The 19,255-nt window shown below is 41.1% G+C and carries 20 protein-coding genes; 8 read left to right on the forward strand and 12 right to left on the reverse strand.

The genetic code is table 11. From position 1 onward, the window contains the following. Window positions 1-38: 38 nt before the first annotated feature. Window positions 39-1,064, reverse strand: a complete 1,026-nt coding sequence (locus L0657_RS17380; protein ID WP_090336705.1) for a rod shape-determining protein — start codon at window positions 1,062-1,064, stop codon at window positions 39-41. 177 nt (window positions 1,065-1,241) lie between these two features. On the opposite strand from L0657_RS17380, the gene L0657_RS17385 reads away from it, so the two are divergent. The 3 genes from L0657_RS17385 to L0657_RS17395 are packed head-to-tail and all read left to right on the forward strand — an operon-like array spanning window position 1,242 to window position 4,376. Then, on the forward strand, window positions 1,242-2,744 hold the full coding sequence (locus L0657_RS17385; RefSeq protein ID WP_235152030.1) for a GH3 auxin-responsive promoter family protein: 1,503 nt from the start codon (window positions 1,242-1,244) through the stop codon (window positions 2,742-2,744). An 18-nt stretch (window positions 2,745-2,762) separates the two neighbouring features. Further along, a complete protein-coding gene (locus L0657_RS17390; protein ID WP_235152031.1) occupies window positions 2,763-3,926 on the forward strand; it encodes a 1-deoxy-D-xylulose-5-phosphate reductoisomerase in 1,164 nt (387 codons plus the stop codon). After that, complete coding sequence (locus tag L0657_RS17395) at window positions 3,927-4,376, forward strand: hypothetical protein (RefSeq protein WP_235152032.1); 450 nt, start codon at window positions 3,927-3,929, stop codon at window positions 4,374-4,376. Between the two features lie 46 nt (window positions 4,377-4,422). Here the strand turns inward: L0657_RS17395 and L0657_RS17400 are convergent, their stop codons facing one another. The 6 genes from L0657_RS17400 to L0657_RS17425 form a co-directional block, all read right to left on the reverse strand. Next, on the reverse strand, window positions 4,423-5,187 hold the full coding sequence (locus L0657_RS17400) for a glycosyltransferase family 2 protein (RefSeq protein WP_235152033.1): 765 nt from the start codon (window positions 5,185-5,187) through the stop codon (window positions 4,423-4,425). Between the two features lie 44 nt (window positions 5,188-5,231). Next, window positions 5,232-6,059, reverse strand: a complete 828-nt coding sequence (locus L0657_RS17405) for a glycosyltransferase (RefSeq protein ID WP_235152034.1) — start codon at window positions 6,057-6,059, stop codon at window positions 5,232-5,234. A gap of 22 nt (window positions 6,060-6,081) precedes the next feature. Then, window positions 6,082-7,056 (reverse strand): glycosyltransferase family 2 protein, encoded by a 975-nt coding sequence (locus L0657_RS17410; protein WP_235152035.1) that lies wholly within the window; start codon window positions 7,054-7,056, stop codon window positions 6,082-6,084. A 73-nt stretch (window positions 7,057-7,129) separates the two neighbouring features. After that, window positions 7,130-7,948 (reverse strand): phytanoyl-CoA dioxygenase family protein, encoded by an 819-nt coding sequence (locus L0657_RS17415; protein ID WP_235152036.1) that lies wholly within the window; start codon window positions 7,946-7,948, stop codon window positions 7,130-7,132. A gap of 188 nt (window positions 7,949-8,136) precedes the next feature. Continuing rightward, window positions 8,137-9,072 carry a hypothetical protein gene (locus tag L0657_RS17420; RefSeq protein WP_235152037.1) on the reverse strand — a complete coding sequence of 312 codons (936 nt, stop codon included), beginning with the start codon at window positions 9,070-9,072 and terminating at the stop codon, window positions 8,137-8,139. Window positions 9,073-9,156: 84 nt separating this feature from the next. Further along, complete coding sequence (locus L0657_RS17425; protein WP_235152038.1) at window positions 9,157-10,038, reverse strand: class I SAM-dependent methyltransferase; 882 nt, start codon at window positions 10,036-10,038, stop codon at window positions 9,157-9,159. 227 nt (window positions 10,039-10,265) lie between these two features. On the opposite strand from L0657_RS17425, the gene L0657_RS17430 reads away from it, so the two are divergent. Further along, window positions 10,266-11,459, forward strand: a complete 1,194-nt coding sequence (locus tag L0657_RS17430) for a M20 family metallopeptidase (RefSeq protein WP_235152039.1) — start codon at window positions 10,266-10,268, stop codon at window positions 11,457-11,459. Here L0657_RS17430 and L0657_RS17435 read toward each other — a convergent pair. Next, on the reverse strand, window positions 11,422-12,189 hold the full coding sequence (locus L0657_RS17435; protein WP_235152040.1) for a polyprenol monophosphomannose synthase: 768 nt from the start codon (window positions 12,187-12,189) through the stop codon (window positions 11,422-11,424). The genes L0657_RS17430 and L0657_RS17435 overlap by 38 nt on opposite strands. Before the next feature lie 96 nt (window positions 12,190-12,285). Beyond that, window positions 12,286-12,660, reverse strand: coding sequence for a DUF4296 domain-containing protein (locus L0657_RS17440; RefSeq protein WP_235152041.1), 375 nt, complete (start codon window positions 12,658-12,660; stop codon window positions 12,286-12,288). 69 nt (window positions 12,661-12,729) lie between these two features. On the opposite strand from L0657_RS17440, the gene L0657_RS17445 reads away from it, so the two are divergent. From L0657_RS17445 to L0657_RS17460, 4 genes are read left to right on the forward strand one after another with little or no spacing between them, the layout of a single operon-like run. Continuing rightward, a complete protein-coding gene (locus tag L0657_RS17445; protein ID WP_235152042.1) occupies window positions 12,730-13,620 on the forward strand; it encodes a DUF58 domain-containing protein in 891 nt (296 codons plus the stop codon). 43 nt (window positions 13,621-13,663) lie between these two features. After that, a complete protein-coding gene (locus L0657_RS17450) occupies window positions 13,664-14,617 on the forward strand; it encodes a hypothetical protein (RefSeq protein WP_235152043.1) in 954 nt (317 codons plus the stop codon). 6 nt (window positions 14,618-14,623) lie between these two features. Beyond that, entirely contained in the window at window positions 14,624-15,643 is a 1,020-nt protein-coding gene (locus tag L0657_RS17455; protein WP_235152044.1) for a VWA domain-containing protein, read from the forward strand. Next, window positions 15,643-16,245 carry a ribonuclease HII gene (locus L0657_RS17460; protein WP_235152045.1) on the forward strand — a complete coding sequence of 201 codons (603 nt, stop codon included), beginning with the start codon at window positions 15,643-15,645 and terminating at the stop codon, window positions 16,243-16,245. Before L0657_RS17455 ends, L0657_RS17460 begins: the two co-directional genes overlap by 1 nt. Here L0657_RS17460 and L0657_RS17465 read toward each other — a convergent pair. The 3 genes from L0657_RS17465 to L0657_RS17475 all read right to left on the reverse strand — a co-directional run bounded on the left by L0657_RS17465 (window position 16,242) and on the right by L0657_RS17475 (window position 19,249). Beyond that, on the reverse strand, window positions 16,242-16,757 hold the full coding sequence (locus L0657_RS17465; RefSeq protein ID WP_235152046.1) for a DUF2480 family protein: 516 nt from the start codon (window positions 16,755-16,757) through the stop codon (window positions 16,242-16,244). The genes L0657_RS17460 and L0657_RS17465 overlap by 4 nt on opposite strands. A gap of 78 nt (window positions 16,758-16,835) precedes the next feature. Further along, window positions 16,836-17,531, reverse strand: coding sequence for a tRNA (adenosine(37)-N6)-threonylcarbamoyltransferase complex dimerization subunit type 1 TsaB (tsaB, locus tag L0657_RS17470; RefSeq protein WP_235152047.1), 696 nt, complete (start codon window positions 17,529-17,531; stop codon window positions 16,836-16,838). Between the two features lie 62 nt (window positions 17,532-17,593). Beyond that, window positions 17,594-19,249: a S41 family peptidase gene (locus L0657_RS17475; RefSeq protein ID WP_235152048.1), complete on the reverse strand. Its 1,656-nt coding sequence runs from the start codon at window positions 19,247-19,249 to the stop codon at window positions 17,594-17,596. Window positions 19,250-19,255: the final 6 nt, after the last annotated feature.

Raw genomic sequence — 19,255 nt, forward strand, 5'->3', positions numbered from 1 at the left:
TTTTGACCAGAAACTGACCTGCTGTGAACGTTCCTATACTACGAGATCAATACGGGTTTGTACAATTCCAGATTTTTAAGAACCTCACCAGTCCCTTTTACCACCGCCTTTAACGGATCGTCTGCAATATGCACGGGTAATTTAGTTTTCTGGGAAATGCGTCTGTCCAGACCATGGATCAGGGCGCCACCGCCAGTCAGCCAGATACCATTTTTGAAAATATCAGCTGAAAGCTCAGGAGGAGAGATTTCAAGCGCTTTCATAACGCCTTCTTCGATTTTAGATATTGATTTATCTAAGGAATAAGCAATTTCGCTATACGTTACACGAATTTCTTTTGGAATACCAGTCATCAAATCACGACCACGAACCTGGTAATCTTCTAATGCTGTATCAAGTTCAGGCGAAGCAGAACCAATAGCCATTTTGATTAATTCAGCAGAACGCTCACCAATCAGAAGATTATGTTCACGACGCATATAATCTACGATATCTCTCGTAAATACATCTCCGGCAATACGAACAGATTGTTCACAGACAATACCAGAAAGTGCAATAACAGCGATTTCGGTAGTACCACCGCCAATGTCTACAATCATCACACCGTTTGGCTGCGTGATGTCTATTCCGATACCAATGGCAGCGGCAATAGGCTCATGAACCATGTAAACTTCCTTGGCACCAGCATGCTCGCACGAATCTTTTACAGCACGTTTTTCAACTTCGGTAATTCCTGATGGTATACAAACAACCATGCGGTGGGAAGGAGTGAAAAAGCGGCTGCCGGTATCGATCATCTTGATCATACCCCGGATCATCATTTCTGCGGCAGTAAAGTCGGCAATTACGCCGTCTTTCAAAGGACGAATGGTTTTAATATTTTCATTCGTCTTTTCGTGCATCTGCATTGCTGTATGGCCGATCGCTAACACTTTGCCAGTAGTTTTATCCATGGCAATAATCGATGGCTCATCTACAACAACTGTATCTTTGTGGATGATCAAAGTATTGGCCGTACCTAAATCAATCGCAATATCACTTGTCAAAAAATCAAACAATCCCATATATATTTTTAAAAATTTTCGCTCACTTTGATTTCAGGTGTGCAAAATTACAGATTATTACCCACAAACAAAGGCATTTAACAAATTTCACTTACAGGCCATATTTTGGTCATTTAAGTGCCGTGATTTGCCCTTGTAGAATAGAATTTATAAATCCTGTGTACATTTGTTTTTACTATGGGAATCAGAGCACTTTTGAGCCAGCCGCTGGCTAAATATATCGCAGAGGAGCAGCAAAATTGGATCGTCAGGAGTACAGAAGTACAGGAAAAATGGCGCGCTAAACTTGTTGAAAAAGCAATGAACACACAGTTTGGGAAAGACCACTTTTTCAAAGATATCCATACCTACGAAGAGTTCAAAGAAGCCGTTCCGGTAAGGGATTATGAAGATCTGAAAGGATATATTGCGCACCTTAAAGCGGGTGAACCGGATATATTATGGCCAGGAAAACCGCTCTATTTTGCAAAAACTTCGGGAACTACTTCAGGAACAAAATATATCCCCATTACGAAAGAATCGATCCCAAATCATATCAATTCGGCCCGAAATGCAATATTGAGCTATATTGCTGAAACCAAAAAAGCTGAATTCCTGGATAAAAAACTTATTTTTCTTTCAGGGAGTCCCGTTATGACGGAAACATGCGGCGTACTTACGGGCCGTTTGTCGGGAATTTCAAATCACCATGTTCCTGGTTACTTGCGGGCCAATCAAATGCCAAGTTATGAAACCAATTGCATTGAAGATTGGGAAACAAAACTTGACAAAATCATCGATGAAACGATAGACCAGCCTATGTCGCTTATTTCCGGAATTCCGCCGTGGGTCCAGATGTATTTTGACAGAATAACAGACAGAACAGGGAAGAAAATAAAGGATGTTTTTTCTGATTTTTCACTTTTTATTTATGGCGGAGTAAATTTTGAGCCCTATCGTGCCAAGCTATACGAATCGATCGGAAAGAGAATTGACTCTATTGAACTGTACCCGGCATCCGAAGGATTTTTTGCTTACCAGGATTCCCAGAAAGAGGAGGGATTACTCTTGCTTCTCAATTCAGGGATTTTCTTCGAATTTATTCCCGTAGAAAATTTTTTCGATGAAAAACCGAAACGTCTTCGCATTAATGACGTCGAAGTAGGGAAAAATTATGCTGTTGTCGTAAGTAGTAATGCTGGTCTTTGGGGTTACTCTATTGGTGATACGATTAAATTTGTGTCGACGGATCCTTACCGAATTTTAGTAACGGGGCGAATCAAACATTTTATTTCTGCGTTTGGCGAACATGTGATTGGAGAGGAGATTGAAAAGGCGCTGAGATATGCGATGGAAAGACACCCGGAAGTTGAAGTTGTCGAGTTTACCGTTGCACCAATGGTAACACCAAATCAGGGTAGTTTACCATATCACGAATGGTTTGTCGAATTTGCAAAAATGCCAGTCAATATGGAACAATTCGTTCAGGATATTGACAGAAGATTGACGGAACTGAATGTTTATTATGACGATTTAATCAAAGGAAATATTTTGCGCCAGCTGGTTATGACCCCTTTGCGTAAAAATTCATTCATTGATTACATGCGCGCCAGCGGAAAACTGGGCGGTCAAAATAAAGTACCAAGACTTTCCAACGATCGTAAGATAGCCGACGAGCTGACGAAAATGAATACGTTGTAAAGCTTTACATTTAAAAATATGTCAATAAAAAGAATAGCCATTTTGGGCTCCACAGGATCGATCGGAACTCAGGCACTGGACGTAATTGAAGCTAACCCGGAAGTTTTTTCCGTGGAAGTACTGACTGCTCAGAATAGCGCCGATTTGTTAATTGAGCAGGCCGTAAAATTCAAACCCAAAGTGGTTGTTATAGGAAACGAGGCATTAAGAGATAAAGTAATTTCTGCGCTTGCTTCGTTGCCAATTCAGGTTTATTCAGGTGACGCCGCGCTAGTTTCCGTTGTGGAATCTGAGGAAATTGATATGGTACTTACGGCGATGGTCGGTTATGCCGGGCTTCTGCCAACGATACATGCGATTAAAGCCGGAAAGAATATTGCGCTTGCCAATAAGGAAACGCTGGTAGTTGCCGGTGAGCTAATAACCAATCTTGCAAGGGAAAATAATGTAAGTATTTATCCGGTTGACTCTGAACATTCGGCGATTTTTCAGTGTCTTGTCGGCGAAGAAAATAATGCGATCGAAAAAATTATTTTGACTGCTTCCGGCGGACCGTTTCGGGGAAAAGATCGTGAGTTCCTGGCAGCGGTAACAAAGCAGCAGGCTTTGAAACATCCCAATTGGAGCATGGGCGCAAAAATCACCATCGACTCGGCTACGTTAATGAACAAAGGTCTGGAAGTAATCGAGGCTAAATGGTTATTCGATCTTGCTGCCAGTCAGATTGATGTGATTGTTCATCCGCAGAGTATCATTCATTCGATGGTGCAGTTTGAAGATGGAAGTATGAAAGCGCAAATGGGATTGCCCGACATGAAATTACCGATTCAATATGCGCTTCATTATCCATATCGATTGAAATCTACTTTTCCCCGTTTTGACTTTGCTGCATATCCTTCGCTAACTTTTGAAAAACCGGATTTGGAAACTTTCAGGAATCTGGCCGTTGCTTATGAAGCACTGGAAAAAGGAGGAAATGCTGCGTGTATTGTCAATGCAGCCAATGAAATAGCTGTTGATGCATTTTTAACTGACAAAATCCGTTTCTTAGAGATATCTGATGTCATTATTGAATGTGTTGCCAAAATCAATTACATTCAGAACCCGGGATATTCAGATTATGTTGACACCAATGAAGCTACAAGGCGCTTTGCCCTGGAAATGATTCAAGTAAAAGTATAAATGAAAGCAATTTTTTTGAAATATATATCTGTTGCCCTCGCCAGTACGCTTAAATTTTTTGGAGGTCCGATTACCGGTGTGATACTAAATCTAACCTGGATTGAGACTGCCCTTTGTTCCATTGCCGGAATGTTGTTTAGCGTTGCTGTTGTAACGTTTGTGGGCAAAGGCATTCAATCGCTAATGAAGAAATATAGAAAAAGTACGCCCAAAAGATTCAGTAAAACAAACAGGATGGCGGTGCGAATCTGGAAAAAATTCGGCATAATTGGTATTGCACTTCTGACTCCGCCACTTTTTACGCCAATCTTTGGAACTGCCCTTGCTGTCGCATTCCGAGTACCCAGAGGGTCTATCTTCTTATGGATGACACTTAGCGCATTGGGCTGGGGATTCTTCATTTCCTATATCGCCCACAAAATGACTTTTATTCAGGAGTGGATAAAATAAAAGCCTACAAAAAATGTACGCTTTCAGATATAGTAAAATTTTGATACTATCTGCTGACCTCTTTTTTAGGCGCAACTGATTTTTTCATATAATCACCGCGGGAGAAAAACTTCTCTATAAAACAATACATCAAAATAAAGAAATAGCGGCTTCCCATTTCTTTAATCTTCAATTTTGACTCTCCATATTTTCTGTTCGTCCAGCTATTCGGGACCACGGCGTAGTTATACCCACGAACCATTGCCTTCAATGGAAGCTCAATTGTCAGATTAAAATGTGGTGCAAGAAAAGGTTTTATTCCTTCAATTGTTTCTCTTTTGTATAATTTAAACGCATTTGTCGTGTCATTATATTTGATTCCCATGATGATACGGACAATAAAATTCGCAACACGGTTGATCACTTTTTTCAAGGCCGGATAGTCGATTACTTTTCCGCCTTTTTCCCAACGTGAGCCAAAAACACAGTCATAATCACCTTCGACCATTTTGTTGTAATATTTCACAAGATCCTCAGGGTCATCCGACATATCCGCCATAAAAACAGCCACGCAGTCTCCGGAAAATCTTTCAAGGCCAAAACGCACGGCGTACCCAAAACCATTCGGGCCGGGATTTGTCTGATAAACCAAAGTTGGAATTTCAAGAGAAAGTTCATCTAGAACACGAAGCGTTCCGTCTTTTGAATTATCGTTTGTTACGAAAATTTCATGGGGGATATTGTACTTCTTCAAGGTTTGGTAAAGCGACCTCAAAGTGTCTGAAATGGATTCTTCTTCGTTATATGCTGGTATTACAACACTTAGCTTCATGTATGTCGAGATTGAAAAACAGTACAAATTAAAGATTAATCTAATCAACTGCCAACTTTTTCTAACTTTTCAATTTGTTCCTCATACCAGGCGACCGTCTGAATAATTGTGTTTTCATACTTTTTGTCCAGCCAGACATTTACATTTTCAAACATTTCTTTGCGGTTTCTCAAAAACCATTTATTGCTATGCGAATGTACGTTACTAAGCCCTGCACTGTGTTTTCTGTATACACCCATTACCTCAGGCAGGTAAGCAATTTTACCTTTTGCAGCCAGTTGGATACTTAATGCCCAGTCGCCTGCCGCCGCAGTTGCATGCCAGTCGGCAAAATTTTCTGTAAGGAAATAATTACGATATAGCCAGCTTGCGGTCGCCATAAACCAACGATCCTGAAGAATATCGTCTATGGTTGATACCAGCGCCTGATTGTCTTTATTGAAGGTATGACTCTCAGAACCATCTTCATAAGTAACCAGCATGTTATGATGGCAGATAGAAAAATCCGGATTATCATCCATAAAATCTACCTGTTTCTGCAATTTGTAAGGATCTGTCCAGTAATCATCTCCCTCGCACATAGCAACATATTCACCCTGGCATGCTTTCAAGAGCTGCAAAACGTTGTTGCGTCCGGCAAATTCTCTTGGTTCAAAAGGTCCCTGATTTTCCTGATGTAAAAATGCCTTGATGATGTCCGGATATTTTTCCTGATAGCTGCGGATAATCTCTTGCGACCCGTCTGTTGAACCATCGTCGCCGATTACAATTTCGAAAGGAAATGTTGTTTTTTGTTCCAGAGCGCCATCGAGCATCCTGGAAATGTAATGCTCGTGGTTAAACGTTGGAACGCAGACAGAAACCTTAATCATAGCGTGTGTTTTTAACAGATTTTCAATGACTGGATTGACGGATTTTATACGGCAACAAGGCAACGAAACTGTAAGCATCCATAACCCATTTTGGTAAAATATATGCCCGGGTGATCTCCTTGCATTCCCGAAGATCTGCTTTTTTCATGACAAGATAATTGGCAGCTAGCGCGGCTCTTTTGAAATAACTTTTTGATAATTGTCTGGCATCCAGCATCATCCTGTAATATCGGGCTATATTTAACCGAAGTGATTTATCGAACTGATGATTCGTTTCCTCATTAATTCCTTCATACATCATAATCCGGTTTTGCAGAAAACGTTCGTCACGGTAATGGTCTTTAAAACTTGCTCCGCCTTTGTTTTTCCGGTAAACTGACATAAGTTCAGGGATATACCCGATCGGGCCGTGTTTGGCCAGAATGACATAACGTGGAATGTCGCCGCTTGTAGATTTCAAAAACCATTCAGGATAATGCATCACATGGTTTTTAAACATCACCGCGGAAGTAGCCATAAACCATATCTCATCTTCGCCGATCAGATCTTCCATCTCAATTTTCATCTTCTGATCCGGATGATTTACTTCCACAGACGGCGAACCATCTTCATAGGTAATCAACGCATTATGAAAGCAGGCAGAATAGTCCGGATGCGAATCCATGAAATCAACCTGTTTCTGAAGTTTTAGCGGGTTGGTCCAGTAGTCATCTCCGTCAAGCGGAGCAATGTATTGTCCCTGAGCTAGTTTTAATGTTTCAATCGTATTAAAAAGGCCGTTTTGCCCCAAATTTTTGGAATGCAAAACGGCTTTTACTTTACCAGGATATCGGTTTTGATAGTCAAGAATAATATCTCGGGCACCATCTGTCGAGAAATCGTCGCCTACAAGTATTTCGTAATCAAAATTTGTTGTTTGATTCAAAGCACTTTCAATGGTTTTAGCAATAAAAGCGGCTTGGTTGAACGTAAGTATAACGACACTTACTTTAATCATAATATTTTCAATGTCAATAGATTAGCTGATATTCTCCACACTTCTTTTCAGAATAGCCCAAGGCATAAACTTCTCAGCTAAATACGGTCTGCAATTGCTCTACACTAGGGAAATTTGGCGTCACAAGCTCTTTTTCAGGAGCATAAATGTAGGCCATCGGATAACCTCGTTCGATGAAGGTTGGTTCGTCAAGATTATTATAACGCAACTGCACTGACCAGCGAATATTATTTGTAATATTATTGCCCGACTGGTGAATCAGAAACGCCGAAAAAACCAGAATATCACCAACTTTAAATTCGGTTTGAATAAACTCATCATCGTTTATTCCGGCAGTAATCCCACCCTGATAACCAGAAGTGCTGGATTCTTTCAAACCCGATTTATGGCTTCCGGGTATCACCTGCAAAGCACCGATATCAGCACCTGCATCAACCATCGGGAACCAGATCACTGTGCTGTCCAAAGATCCCTGTCCGGTACGCCAGTCCTGATGCGCATCCAGTTTCCAGTGTTTGCTTCCGTCTTTCGATAAGAATCGGCTGTTGAACTGCATCGCTGGACGAGCTCCAATAATCGGATTCTCCAATCCAACTTGTTTCAGAATATTTTCGATCTGCGGGTCGACGCCAAGACGGTGAAGAGAAAAAGAATGCTGAACAGTTTTTCCTGTATTAACAAATGCATTGAAATCCTTTTCAAAAAATTCAAACATTGCATTTTCAAACGCATCCTTGTCGTCGATGTCAACTGACTTTCCGGTTACTCTTTTGATCTGTGCAGCGAAGATTTTACGGGCTTCGGTGTAGATCGAATTAACTAAATCTTTATCTAAAAAATCACGCAGGATAACATATCCGTCGTTATTGAATTGCTGCTGAAGTGTGCTCATTTTTTATTGGTTTTGCGATTTTGAAAAATGAAAACAGATACTTGAATGGTTATGTTTAGACAATTGAAAATCAGTAAACTATCCAAACATAACTATACATAGATCCGATTAATTGTTACCCGCAAATTTATAACTCTTTTCGAAGTCAAATTTATGACATTCGTTATTCTTTTTTATGATTGGAAAACTTAATCTTCCCAAACCGCATAAGCAAACCCGGCAGCACCAAAACCGTTACCATTATAAAGTAAATATTTTTTGCCGTTATGCTCGTAATAATTGGCGTAATTGATCATCTGATAATCGAAATCTTCCGGATTGTCAGATTTACCTATTCCTACCAGATTATCTTTCCGTTCCCAATTTTCGCCGTCTGTCGATTCTGCATAACCAAGTCGATAGCTTTGATTACGATCTGTACGATAGTCGCGGGTATGTCGGTAAGAATAGTACATTTTATAGATACCATTTTCCTTAAAAACACTCGGGCGACCCACAGCATGCAGGAAATCGTCAAAGTCAAGCGTTGGAATATCACTGATTTCCCAGTGAATTCCATCCTTCGAAGTTGCTGACTGACCGCGATAAAATGGCTCAGGGTATCCGTGAATGTATTCACATTTATGTCCTGAAATATACCACATCCGCCAGGTGCCGTCATCTTCCCGCATAACGGAAGGCTGAGCAGCCCAGATCGGATTTTGAATGCTGCGATCCATAATCGGGCCCTTAAACATTTTTTCAAATGTCAATCCACCATCATGGCTCACCGCCAATCCCATAGACAAACGATAAGAATTATGCGTTCTGTTCCAGCCTGTATAATAAAGCCAGATGTCGCCATTCGGCATATCTACAAACCAGGCAGGCATAGCACCCGTTTCGTCAAATTCACCAGGACCGCCCAGTTCCAAAACCGGTTTGTCATGGATATATAAAATCTTGGTTGGATCTTCGTAATCTACGTCGATGAAGGTCGGTCTGGACTGACCGCTGGCATCACGCGAAGAAAAATAAACGCGTAAGAAATCTTTGTGCTTGTAAGCAAACGGAACTTGTGCATGAGAAAGACTGTGCGGTAAACTTCCGTCAGGCTTGTAAACTACTCCCTTTTTAACCCACATATTTATAATTTTTCAAAGGTTTGCTTTTCAGCAAATCGTTGCAGCATAATTTACTGCAAAATCAATGAATGAATAATATCAATTCTAAGCGTCTGCTTTGTCAGCACGCAGGCGCCAGTTGTCTACAAAGTCTTTTCCAGGAATCGGAAGATCGATATCTACCTCCGGAGCTTTTGCCGTCACGGTATATTCCATCACGTAAAATGCATTTCCAAAAACATAGTATAATTTGAAATTTTCTACGTTGGCAGGTACATCTTCGATAGGAACCTCAGCACGGAAAAGAGGATTTGCTTTTAGCAAAGTAGCATAAGTAGGCGTGTTCCGTAACCATGGAGCAACACTTTCGTCACCAACAACAACTTTTCCACCCGGACGAACAACACGTGTCAATTCATCAAAAGCTTTTTTTCTTTCCGAGAAAGTATTGATACCACCAAAGTGAAAAACCGCGTCAAATGTATCATCCGCAAATGGCAGATAGGAGCCATTGCCAAGGAAATAATGAACATTAACATCCTCAGTAGAAAGTTTTTCCTGAGCCAGTTTAAGCATATTCGGAGAAAGGTCTGACAAAACAGCAGTTCCGCCCGGTTTAACTTTTTCCAAAATCAGTGCAGAATCTTTTCCGGTTCCTGCGCCAACTTCCAATGCCTTCATTCCTGGTTTCAAATCCATCAGATCAATAAAAAAGCGGCGTGTGGCTGCTTCATCAGAATGATTTAATGTTTCAAAAACCCATGAAACTCCTTTGTCGTAACGAAGAAATGCCTGATCGTAAAGAAATTGCTCATGTGCATCACCTGGAAGTAATTCTTTGGGGTAAAGCATATTAACGATGCCTGTGTCACCTACTTCATATATTGTACCATCTTCACTGGTAAGCGTTTTGCCGTCTTCGGCGATTGTTAATGGACTGCCGGTAAGTGGACAAACCAACGCTTTTAGAAAATCCTGATGCGTCATTACGTTTCTTGCTATATTAATGTGTTAAGCCAAAATTAGTTGTTTTTCTTAGAAGTACTCATATATGTAGAAATCCTAATTATTAATTGGGCTTAAAATCCAGCCGATTTTCTCAATAGTACCAGGCACATATTCAGCCCGATTCTATTTCTTTGTACCTTTGAACCACTTTTGTCTGGCTTCATTTTGGAGCGGATACCCTAAAATTTTCAATTTTCTCTTTCTATATGTTTGACCTGCAAGAAAAAATAAAGTCACTCGCGAAGGATCAGGCTGCCAGTGTCATTGCGAACCGCCGGCATTTGCATACGAATCCTGAGCTTTCTTTTGAAGAATTTAAAACTGCACAATTCGTTGCAAAAGAACTTCGTGCTTTGGGACTTTCGCCGCAGGAAGGAATAGCAGGAACAGGATTAGTTGCGCTGATTGAAGGAAAAAATCCAGGAAAAAAAATTGTTGCTTTGCGTGCAGATATGGACGCTTTGCCCATTGTTGAAGCAAATAACGTCCCATATAAATCTCAGGTTCCGGGTGTAATGCATGCTTGCGGGCATGACGTCCATACCGCCTCTTTGCTTGGTACTGCGAGAATTTTAACGCAGATACGTGATCAGTTTGAAGGTACGGTAAAACTTGTTTTTCAACCGGCAGAAGAAAAAGCGCCAGGCGGAGCTTCGCTGATGATTAAAGAAGGTGTGTTGGAAAATCCCAGACCTGTAAGTATGGTCGGTCAGCATGTGGCTCCAAATATTCCGGTCGGAAAAATCGGTTTTCGGGAAGGAATGTATATGGCCAGCACCGACGAGTTGTACGTGACCGTTATAGGAAAAGGTGGCCATGCTGCCGCTCCGGACCAGTTAATTGATCCGATTTTAATTGCTTCTCATATTGTTGTTGCGTTGCAGCAAATTATCAGCCGGTATCGGAAACCGTCGAACCCTGCGGTTTTATCTTTCGGAAGATTTTTTGCCGACGGCGTTACGAATGTGATCCCGAATGAAGTGACCTTGCAGGGAACATGGCGCTGCATGGACGAACAGTGGCGCGAGGAAGGTTTACGCAAAATGAAAAAAATGGCCGAAGGTATGGCCGAGGCGATGGGCGGAAGCTGCGTTTTCGAAATCATCAAAGGTTACCCTTTCCTTAAAAATCATCCTGAATTAACCCGTCGCGTGAGAGCTGCCGCAACGGAATATATGGGCGCCGAAAATGTAATCGATCTTGACCTTTGGATGGCCGGTGAAGATTTTGCCTTTTATTCTCAGGTTGTAGATTCCTGCTTTTATAGATTAGGTACGCGTAATGAAGCCAAAGGAATTATTTCCGGCGTGCATACCCCAACCTTCGATGTAGACGAAACTTCGCTCGAAATTGCACCCGGTCTTATGAGTTGGCTGGCTGTTTCTGAGCTAGCTTTTTAGCAGGAATATAACGTTTGAAATAACTGTTGATTTTGAGGCTGATAACGCCGAAAATCGCTTCTTTAAATATTCCCCTGGACATTTTAGAGGCTCCTTTTGTCCGGTCTGTAAAGATGATTGGAACCTCTACAATGTCGAATCCGAATTTCCAGGTATTAAATTTCATCTCAATCTGGAATGCATAACCAATAAACCTGATTTTATCCAGATCAATCGTTTCCAATACTTTTTTTGTGTAGCAGATAAATCCGGCGGTCGGGTCCATAATTTGCATACCGGTAATCATCCGCACATAATAACCTGCAAAATAAGACATTAAAACCCTGCTGATCGGCCAGTTTACGACATTTACTCCCGTAATATAACGTGAACCAATCGCGGCATCGCGGCCTTCTTCTGCACAAGCCTGATACAGTCGGATCAGATCTTCCGGTGGGTGCGAGAAGTCAGCGTCCATTTCAAAAATATATTCATAACCCCTTTCAAGTGCCCATTTGAAGCCGTGAATGTAGGCCGTCCCTAAACCTAGCTTTCCTTTTCTTTCAACCAAATGAAGTATTTCGCCGAATTCTTTCTGTAATTCTTTGACAGCAGCTCCCGTTTGATCTGGTGATCCGTCATCAATTATGAGCACGTCAAAAGGCTTTGGAAGGCTGAAAACCTTTCTGATTATGGCCTCAATATTCTCAATTTCATTGTAGGTGGGGATTACTACGATACTATGGTTCACTGTGAATCTTTAATTAGGGTATAGAAATAGATTAGGTTGATATCTATAACGAAGTATTCAAAACGTAGCGTTTTAATTATAAAATTTTAACTTTTTTTAAAGTTTAATGTCCTTCTTTTTCTCGCGGGCCTCAATCTTTTTGGCAACGTTTTCATAGATACGCGACATATATTCCGGATGTGTCATGTAATAATTATAACTATTCCGGTAAGCTACCGTGTCCACTTTGTTCTTCTCCCATATTTGCTTTTTTAATTTGTCAAATATAAGGATTGAAGAATCAAGCGATTTTAATTGTAAGCGCGTCACCCGGGATTCGGCAATATGTATGTCTGTGAGGATCAAAGCCATTTTTTCCTCCGATAGGGTGCCTTCCGGCGGTTTTTCTTCCTTAGTGCAGCCCGGAAAAATGATTGCCATACTTCCTGCCAATACTAAACTGAACGAGAAATTAATAATCCGTCGCGTCATAATTCTCAAAATACCTATCTTTGTTTAGCTGCTCTATATTGCAAAGGTGGTTATTTTTTCGGAAAACATATGTTTGAACTGTTTTTGGGGAAACTCCGAAAGTATGAAATAAGGATGAGAAAAGCGGTCACGAGTGAAAGGCATGGAAACTTTCATTCGGTATTCAAAGGTTCTGGCCTTGAATACGACGACCTTCGGCTTTACCAGTATGGCGACGATGTGCGCGCCATTGACTGGAATACTTCAGCCAAAGGTCACGGGACATTTATAAAAATTTTTAAGGAAGACAAAGAGCAAACTGCTTTTTTCATGCTCGACGTGAGTGCATCTCAACTAGTAGGAGAGGCCAGTAAGCTGAAGATTGATATTGCCAAAGAAATATGCGGTGTCCTGACTTTATCTGCAATTCAGGAGGCCAGTCGTGTTGGGTTGTTATGTTTTTCTGATCGTAATGAAAGGTATATTCGTCCATCTGATGGTATGAAACATGGATATGGCGTTTTGTCGGAAATTTATAAACTGGTACCTGAATCAACGAAAACCAGCATATCGGAGGCAATTTTAGTTGCTTTGAACGTTTTGAAAAGACGAAGTCTGATCTTTTTGATTTCTGATTTTATTGATACCAACTACCAGCATAACCTGAAAGCGCTTGCCAGAAAACATGATTTGATCGTGATCCATCTTTACGATTCCCGCGAAACGAGCTTGCCGCGATTAGGAATTATCCCATTGTATGATGCTGAAAAACAGCGGACAAGCTGGGTTAATACTTCGTCGAAACAATATCGCGACGATATGGCGAATCGTTTTCAAAGCAGAAGTGCTGAGCTTGAAAAACTTTGTCATCAAAACCGGGCAGACTATATTTCGATTAATACGCAGGAAGATTATGTTCCGGCACTTATTCGTTTATTCAAAGTCAGGCGGTATGCCAAAAGCGGAATGACCTCCTCCTGACGCACCCGGAAATGTTTGAAAACTTATTAAATGGTAAAAGAAATTGTTGTCGACTGCCGGTATTACTGCTGATTTAAAGAAGATATTAGACGTTTTTTGTTTTTTTCTGACAGGTTTTTTCCTGGCAACGGGGCCTGTTGCAGCTCAAAAAAATTTACCCGAAGGAAGATTTTTATCAGATAGTATTGAGGTCGGGAAACCGTTTTTCTACGCATTGAGTTATTTACATGCTCCCAAAACAGAAGTTTTTTTTCCGGATTCAACTTTCAGCTTCTCGCCTTTTGAAGTTATTTCAAAGAAGAACTTTACTACCCGAACAGATCAAAAGGGTAGTTTAGACAGCACAGTTTATCAGCTTGTGTCGTTCAATGTATCATTAGGACAATCCTTGAAAGTGCCGGTTTTTGTTTTTACCGGAAAAGACTGCACCGCGATTTATACAAATGCGGATACCATTTTTTTAAGAAAGGAAAACTTTCAAGGGATAACTGATACTACATCTTTAAAGCCGGAAGTTGGACTGCTGCCGCTAAGTCATAAATTCAATTTTTCAATTTTTCTTGGCGTCCTTGCTTTAACGATTGGAGTTGCCGGAAGTATTTACTGGCTTTTTGGAAGTGATATTTATAAACAATGGCAATTGATCAAATTGCAGCGGCGGCACCTCGAATACAATCGGTCATTTAACCGCTTACTTCGAAATGCCAGGGAGCGGGAGAATATCAAGGACGCTGAAAAGGCAATTATTGTTTGGAAAAATTATTTGGAGCGTCTGGAAAAAAAACCGTTTGCGACCTATACAACCCGGGAAATTATGGACAATATGCCAGATGAAGGTCTGGCGGCTGCCCTGAAAAATATGGATGGTATTATTTATGGTCAGGAAAAATCAAAAGATATGGATAAATCGCTGGAAGTATTAAAATCGGGAGCTATGCGTCTTTATCGTGACAAGCGCCGTCAGATTTTAGAAGGTGCTTTAATTTCCGAAATTTAAGTGAATATGGAAGAATGGTTTTCGCCACGATGGTTTACATGGGAAATACTCAGATCTTATGAATGTGTATATCCGTATTTTTTGTATGCCTTGCCTGCAATTCCATTTTTGTTCTGGTTAAGAAGTGCTTTTCACCGAAAACATCAGCAAAGGCTGGTCATTACTTATAGCCGCGAAAACGGTAGAACCGACTGGCTTACACTTTTGCGCTTTGTTCAGCCTGTTTGCGTTGCGTTTTCCATTGCATTCATCCTGATTGCGCTCGCCCGTCCGCAAATTGTTACGGAACGAACGGATAAATTTTCTGAGGGAATTGATATTATGCTGTTGTTGGATATTTCTGACTCCATGATGGAAAAGGATCTGAGTCCAAACAGGCTGGAAGCTGCCAAGCTGGTCGCGCGGCAATTTATCCGCGGAAGATTACAGGATAGGATAGGACTCGTTATATTCGCCGGTGAAGCAGTTTCACTTTGCCCGCTTACGACAGATTATGAGCTGCTCTACGGTTTCCTGGATGAAATCCAGCCAACGATGATTCCAACTGCCGGAACTGCTATTGGAAGCGCGTTAGCGGTAGCTGTGAATCGTATGAGAGAAACTTCCGGTGAAAGTAAAGTTGCAATTTTAATTAGCGACGGAGATAATACGTCAGGAAACCTGGGCCCGACAACCGCTGCGCAGCTTGCAAAAGCTTTTGGCGTCCGTGTGTATAGTATTTCGGTCGGAAAGACGTTAAGAGTTGCGAGGAAGGATAGTTTAAATATTTCCAGTGCCCTGGTTGATGAAAGTGAGCTTCAAAAAATTGCTGCCCTTGGAAACGGGAAATATTTCAGAGCGACGGATAATACGGCTTTGGGATCTGTTTTTAAACAAATCAACCAGATTGAAAAAGTGAAATCCCGGAATGTTGTGTCCAGGGATGTGAGTGATTATTATCGTATTTACCTTAATTGGGCCATTTTACTTTTGCTGATTGCGCTGAGCACAAAAAGTACGTTTATGGCTAATATTCTTGAAGACTGATGTTAAAGGCATTTTATAATAAAGACGTCCGCGAAGCAGGATTGGATGAAGTGGGCAGAGGATGTCTGGCGGGGCCTGTGGTGGCAGCTGCGGTAATTCTTCCTCCGGATTATTTTCATTTGTTTCTTAATGATTCCAAACAGCTTACCCGTGTTCAGCGGGATATTCTTCAAAAGGAAATTATGCAGGAAGCCATCGCCTGGTCCGTTGCAGAAGTTGATAATTTCGAAATAGACCGGATTAATATTTTAAAAGCAAGTTTTCTGGCCATGCATTATGCCGTGGATAAATTGCATATGAAACCTGAACATTTGCTGGTGGATGGAAATCGCTTCACACCTTATCCGATGATTCCGCATACTTGTATCATCAAAGGTGATGCGCATTATTTGTCGATTGCGGCAGCTTCGGTTTTGGCAAAAACATATCGTGATGATTTGATGAGCCAGTTGGCAACCCAATTTCCACATTATGGCTGGGAAACCAATGTCGGCTATCCAACGATTCATCACAGAAGTGCCATACAATTACATGGTCCATGCCAGCACCACCGAATGACATTCAGGTTACTGAAGGCGGAGAAGGAACAGGAAGAGGTTTAAATTTTTGGTTTTTTATACAAAGGAACGGTACTGCAAGGTTCGCCAAACATAAGGCTTTGCACAACAGGTTTTAATAAAGTGGTGATTTTAACATAAGCTGAAACGGGTACAGCAACTTTACTACAGCCTTTGACCACAACTTTTTTACCACGAAATTCTTCGGCATCCACTTTGCCTATCGCGTCAGAAAATAATTTGTCTTCAAGTACGCTTAAATCACCAAAAACGACAGCATTTGCATGCGGTTCAAGCTGGATTGCCAAAAGCATATAAGCCCAGGTTGGAACAATTGCATCTTCTGAGCAAATAATCGCTACATTTTTGCCCGCATATTGCGTCCAGTCATGTGATTTAAGAAATTCACGAAAATCCTTTTCTTTCAGGATCATACCCATGAATAAATTATCCTTTATGTCATAAAGCACGCGCTCGCCGGGATGATAAAGCTCTTCAAGATCAAAGGAAATAAGACCACTTGTAGCAACGCGATTTACTATCTCTTCGGTTTGCATAGGAAATTTTGGTGTTTGAAAAGGATAACACGAAATAGCCGGACTTTGTTTTCAGTATTCAGGTAAAAAACAATTCTGCTAAACTGCCGGGCTTACTTTTCGTGAAGGAGGGGTCATGAAATCTTTCAAATAAAAAGGCTCAAAGCTGGCAACATCTTCAAATTCAGATTTTTCAAAAGCTGTTACGGCCAATCTTCCAACTGTTTTGGCTGACGGGCGAATTTCTTCTGATATAAAAAAAGCATTCGGATTTTGCTCAAAAAGCGGCTTGCATTTTGCAGCACCGTCACCGAAGAATACAACCTTGTTTTCTTCAAGTAAAGCCTGAAAAGAATTCTCATCCAGAATTATCGCCTTCGTCGGCTCAACAATATTATTTTCAGCATCGAAAACTGATGCGTAAACCTCCATACGCCGTGCATCAATCATAGGGCAAAAAAGAAAATCTTTCGAAAAAAAAGAGCTCACCTGAAGTGCCATCGCTTCCAGCGTATTGATTGCGATTAAAGGCTTGTCAAGTGCGTAACATAAACCTTTGGCGGTAGAAACCCCAACACGTAATCCTGTGTATGAACCTGGTCCTTTTGCCACCGCAATGGCATCTAAATCCTGCAAAGTGTAACCTGCATGCGTAACACTGCTGCTCATTAAAGTAGTGAGCATTGCAGAAGAAGAACGGTCGGTATATAATTCGTAATTTGCCAGCAACCCGGCATCTCCATGAAGTGCTACGGAGCAACCGCGCGTGGAAGTGTCTATACTAAGTAAAAGCATGAATAAAATTAATTACATCGGCGGTCGGCAATCAGCAATCGATCAGACCTGATAGCTAACAGCTATTTCTTCCCTTTTAAAAGTTCAGCATAACGGCTCGGTTCTTTGAACAATTTCAAAGCTTCTTTAACCTCAGCGTCTTCGTTAAAGGAAGCTTCACGCACACCTTTTTCCAGATAATAATGTTTCAGAATCTCTTCTTCCAGAATCTTTTTGATTTCCGTTTTCGAAATTTGCAGATCATTATCCTTACTATGCGCCAGTTTGGCACGAAGTCCTTTCAGCTGATCCTGAATAACATCAATGGATTTTTCTTTTTTCGCAGATGCTTCAAGGTCATTCAAATCTCTTTCAACCTGCGTGGTATAGTCGTATTCTTTATCACTCAGCCATTTCGTAAAATCACCATACTCACCGTCTGTCAGGTGAAATTCTTTTGCCGGCTTGATAGTTGCGTGTTCAAAGTGATACTTAATCGCGTAATCAAAGAACAATCGGTTTCTTGCAAGAGAAGTTGCCAAAGGTGAAAAAGTTTCTTTTTCTGTTACAATGTCAGGCAAAATTCCACCTCCGTCATAAACAACACGACCATTTTGTGTTTTAAAAGCTGTCATCAACGAATCAGGAAGTTTTCCCACACTTCCATCTTCATTACGATGGGCGTAATCAATAGCCTGAATACAGCGGCCACTTGGAATGTAATATTTGGCCGTCGTGATTTTCATTTTGGTATTGTAGGAAAGGTCACGAGTCGTCTGAACCAGCCCTTTTCCATAAGTTCGCTGCCCAATCAAAACGCCACGGTCATAATCCTGAATAACACCTGAAACAATTTCAGCTGCGGAGGCACTGCGGTTATTTGTCAAAACGACAATAGGAATTTCAGTATCCAGCGCTGGATTATAAGCCGTGTAAGACTTGTTCCATTCGGTCACTTTACCTTTTGTAGAAACAATTTCTTCCCCTTTTGGAATAAAAATATTCGAGATTTCAATCGCCATATTTAGTAAACCTCCCGGGTTATCGCGAAGATCGAGCACCAAGTGTTTCATTCCTTTTCCTTTCAATTCCTGAAACGCACTTTTTACTTCACGGGAAGCAGTGGCAGTAAAATCTTTCAGATCAATATATCCGACATCTTCGCTTAACATTCCGTAGTAAGGAACATTGGTAACCTTCACGATATCACGGTTCAAGGTAATTTCCAAAGGTTTTGGAAGGCCATATCGCTTGATTGTCAGCGTAACGCTCGTTTGAGTTTGTCCTTTTAATAACTTTCCGGAATCAAAATCTTCCCGGGTTGAAAGGTCAATCCCATTAATTTTAATGATTTCATCACCAAGTTGTAACCCACCTTTTTGCGCTGGCGTATCTTCATAAACCATCATCACCGTATGTTTTCCTTCCGAAGAATTTACCATCGCTCCGATACCATTATATTTCCCGGTCGTCATGGTCATATAATCTTCAATATCATCCTCGGCGTAATAAACAGTATATGGGTCAAGCGACCGCAGCATACCATCTATACTGGTTTTAATCAGTTGGTTAGGATTTATTTCGTCGACATAGTATGCGTTCAGCTCTTTAAAAAGCGTGGCATAAATATCCAGATTGCGCGCAATTTCAAACAGACGGTCCTCTTGTTTGAACGACACAAACGCTAGTCCGGCAACGACCGGAGCGGCAATTAAGAGTGAACGAAGATATTTTTTCATCTTGGA

The organism is Dyadobacter sp. CY345 (assembly GCF_021502725.1).
Lineage (GTDB): Bacteria > Bacteroidota > Bacteroidia > Cytophagales > Spirosomataceae > Dyadobacter.

Excerpts from the sequence above, each read along its gene's own strand:
- L0657_RS17410 (WP_235152035.1), bottom strand. The coding sequence starts at position 7,056 with ATGATTAAAGTAAGTGTCGTTATACTTACGTTCAACCAAGCCGCTTTT.
- L0657_RS17445 (WP_235152042.1), top strand. The coding sequence starts at position 12,730 with ATGTTTGAACTGTTTTTGGGGAAACTCCGAAAGTATGAAATAAGGATG.
- L0657_RS17440 (WP_235152041.1), bottom strand. The coding sequence starts at position 12,660 with ATGACGCGACGGATTATTAATTTCTCGTTCAGTTTAGTATTGGCAGGA.
- L0657_RS17395 (WP_235152032.1), top strand. The coding sequence starts at position 3,927 with ATGAAAGCAATTTTTTTGAAATATATATCTGTTGCCCTCGCCAGTACG.
- L0657_RS17400 (WP_235152033.1), bottom strand. The coding sequence starts at position 5,187 with ATGAAGCTAAGTGTTGTAATACCAGCATATAACGAAGAAGAATCCATT.
- L0657_RS17425 (WP_235152038.1), bottom strand. The coding sequence starts at position 10,038 with ATGACGCATCAGGATTTTCTAAAAGCGTTGGTTTGTCCACTTACCGGC.
- L0657_RS17415 (WP_235152036.1), bottom strand. The coding sequence starts at position 7,948 with ATGAGCACACTTCAGCAGCAATTCAATAACGACGGATATGTTATCCTG.
- L0657_RS17380 (WP_090336705.1), bottom strand. The coding sequence starts at position 1,064 with ATGGGATTGTTTGATTTTTTGACAAGTGATATTGCGATTGATTTAGGT.
- L0657_RS17455 (WP_235152044.1), top strand. The coding sequence starts at position 14,624 with ATGGAAGAATGGTTTTCGCCACGATGGTTTACATGGGAAATACTCAGA.
- L0657_RS17475 (WP_235152048.1), bottom strand. The coding sequence starts at position 19,249 with ATGAAAAAATATCTTCGTTCACTCTTAATTGCCGCTCCGGTCGTTGCC.
- L0657_RS17390 (WP_235152031.1), top strand. The coding sequence starts at position 2,763 with ATGTCAATAAAAAGAATAGCCATTTTGGGCTCCACAGGATCGATCGGA.
- L0657_RS17405 (WP_235152034.1), bottom strand. The coding sequence starts at position 6,059 with ATGATTAAGGTTTCTGTCTGCGTTCCAACGTTTAACCACGAGCATTAC.
- L0657_RS17460 (WP_235152045.1), top strand. The coding sequence starts at position 15,643 with ATGTTAAAGGCATTTTATAATAAAGACGTCCGCGAAGCAGGATTGGAT.
- L0657_RS17385 (WP_235152030.1), top strand. The coding sequence starts at position 1,242 with ATGGGAATCAGAGCACTTTTGAGCCAGCCGCTGGCTAAATATATCGCA.
- L0657_RS17465 (WP_235152046.1), bottom strand. The coding sequence starts at position 16,757 with ATGCAAACCGAAGAGATAGTAAATCGCGTTGCTACAAGTGGTCTTATT.
- tsaB (WP_235152047.1), bottom strand. The coding sequence starts at position 17,531 with ATGCTTTTACTTAGTATAGACACTTCCACGCGCGGTTGCTCCGTAGCA.
- L0657_RS17430 (WP_235152039.1), top strand. The coding sequence starts at position 10,266 with ATGTTTGACCTGCAAGAAAAAATAAAGTCACTCGCGAAGGATCAGGCT.
- L0657_RS17420 (WP_235152037.1), bottom strand. The coding sequence starts at position 9,072 with ATGTGGGTTAAAAAGGGAGTAGTTTACAAGCCTGACGGAAGTTTACCG.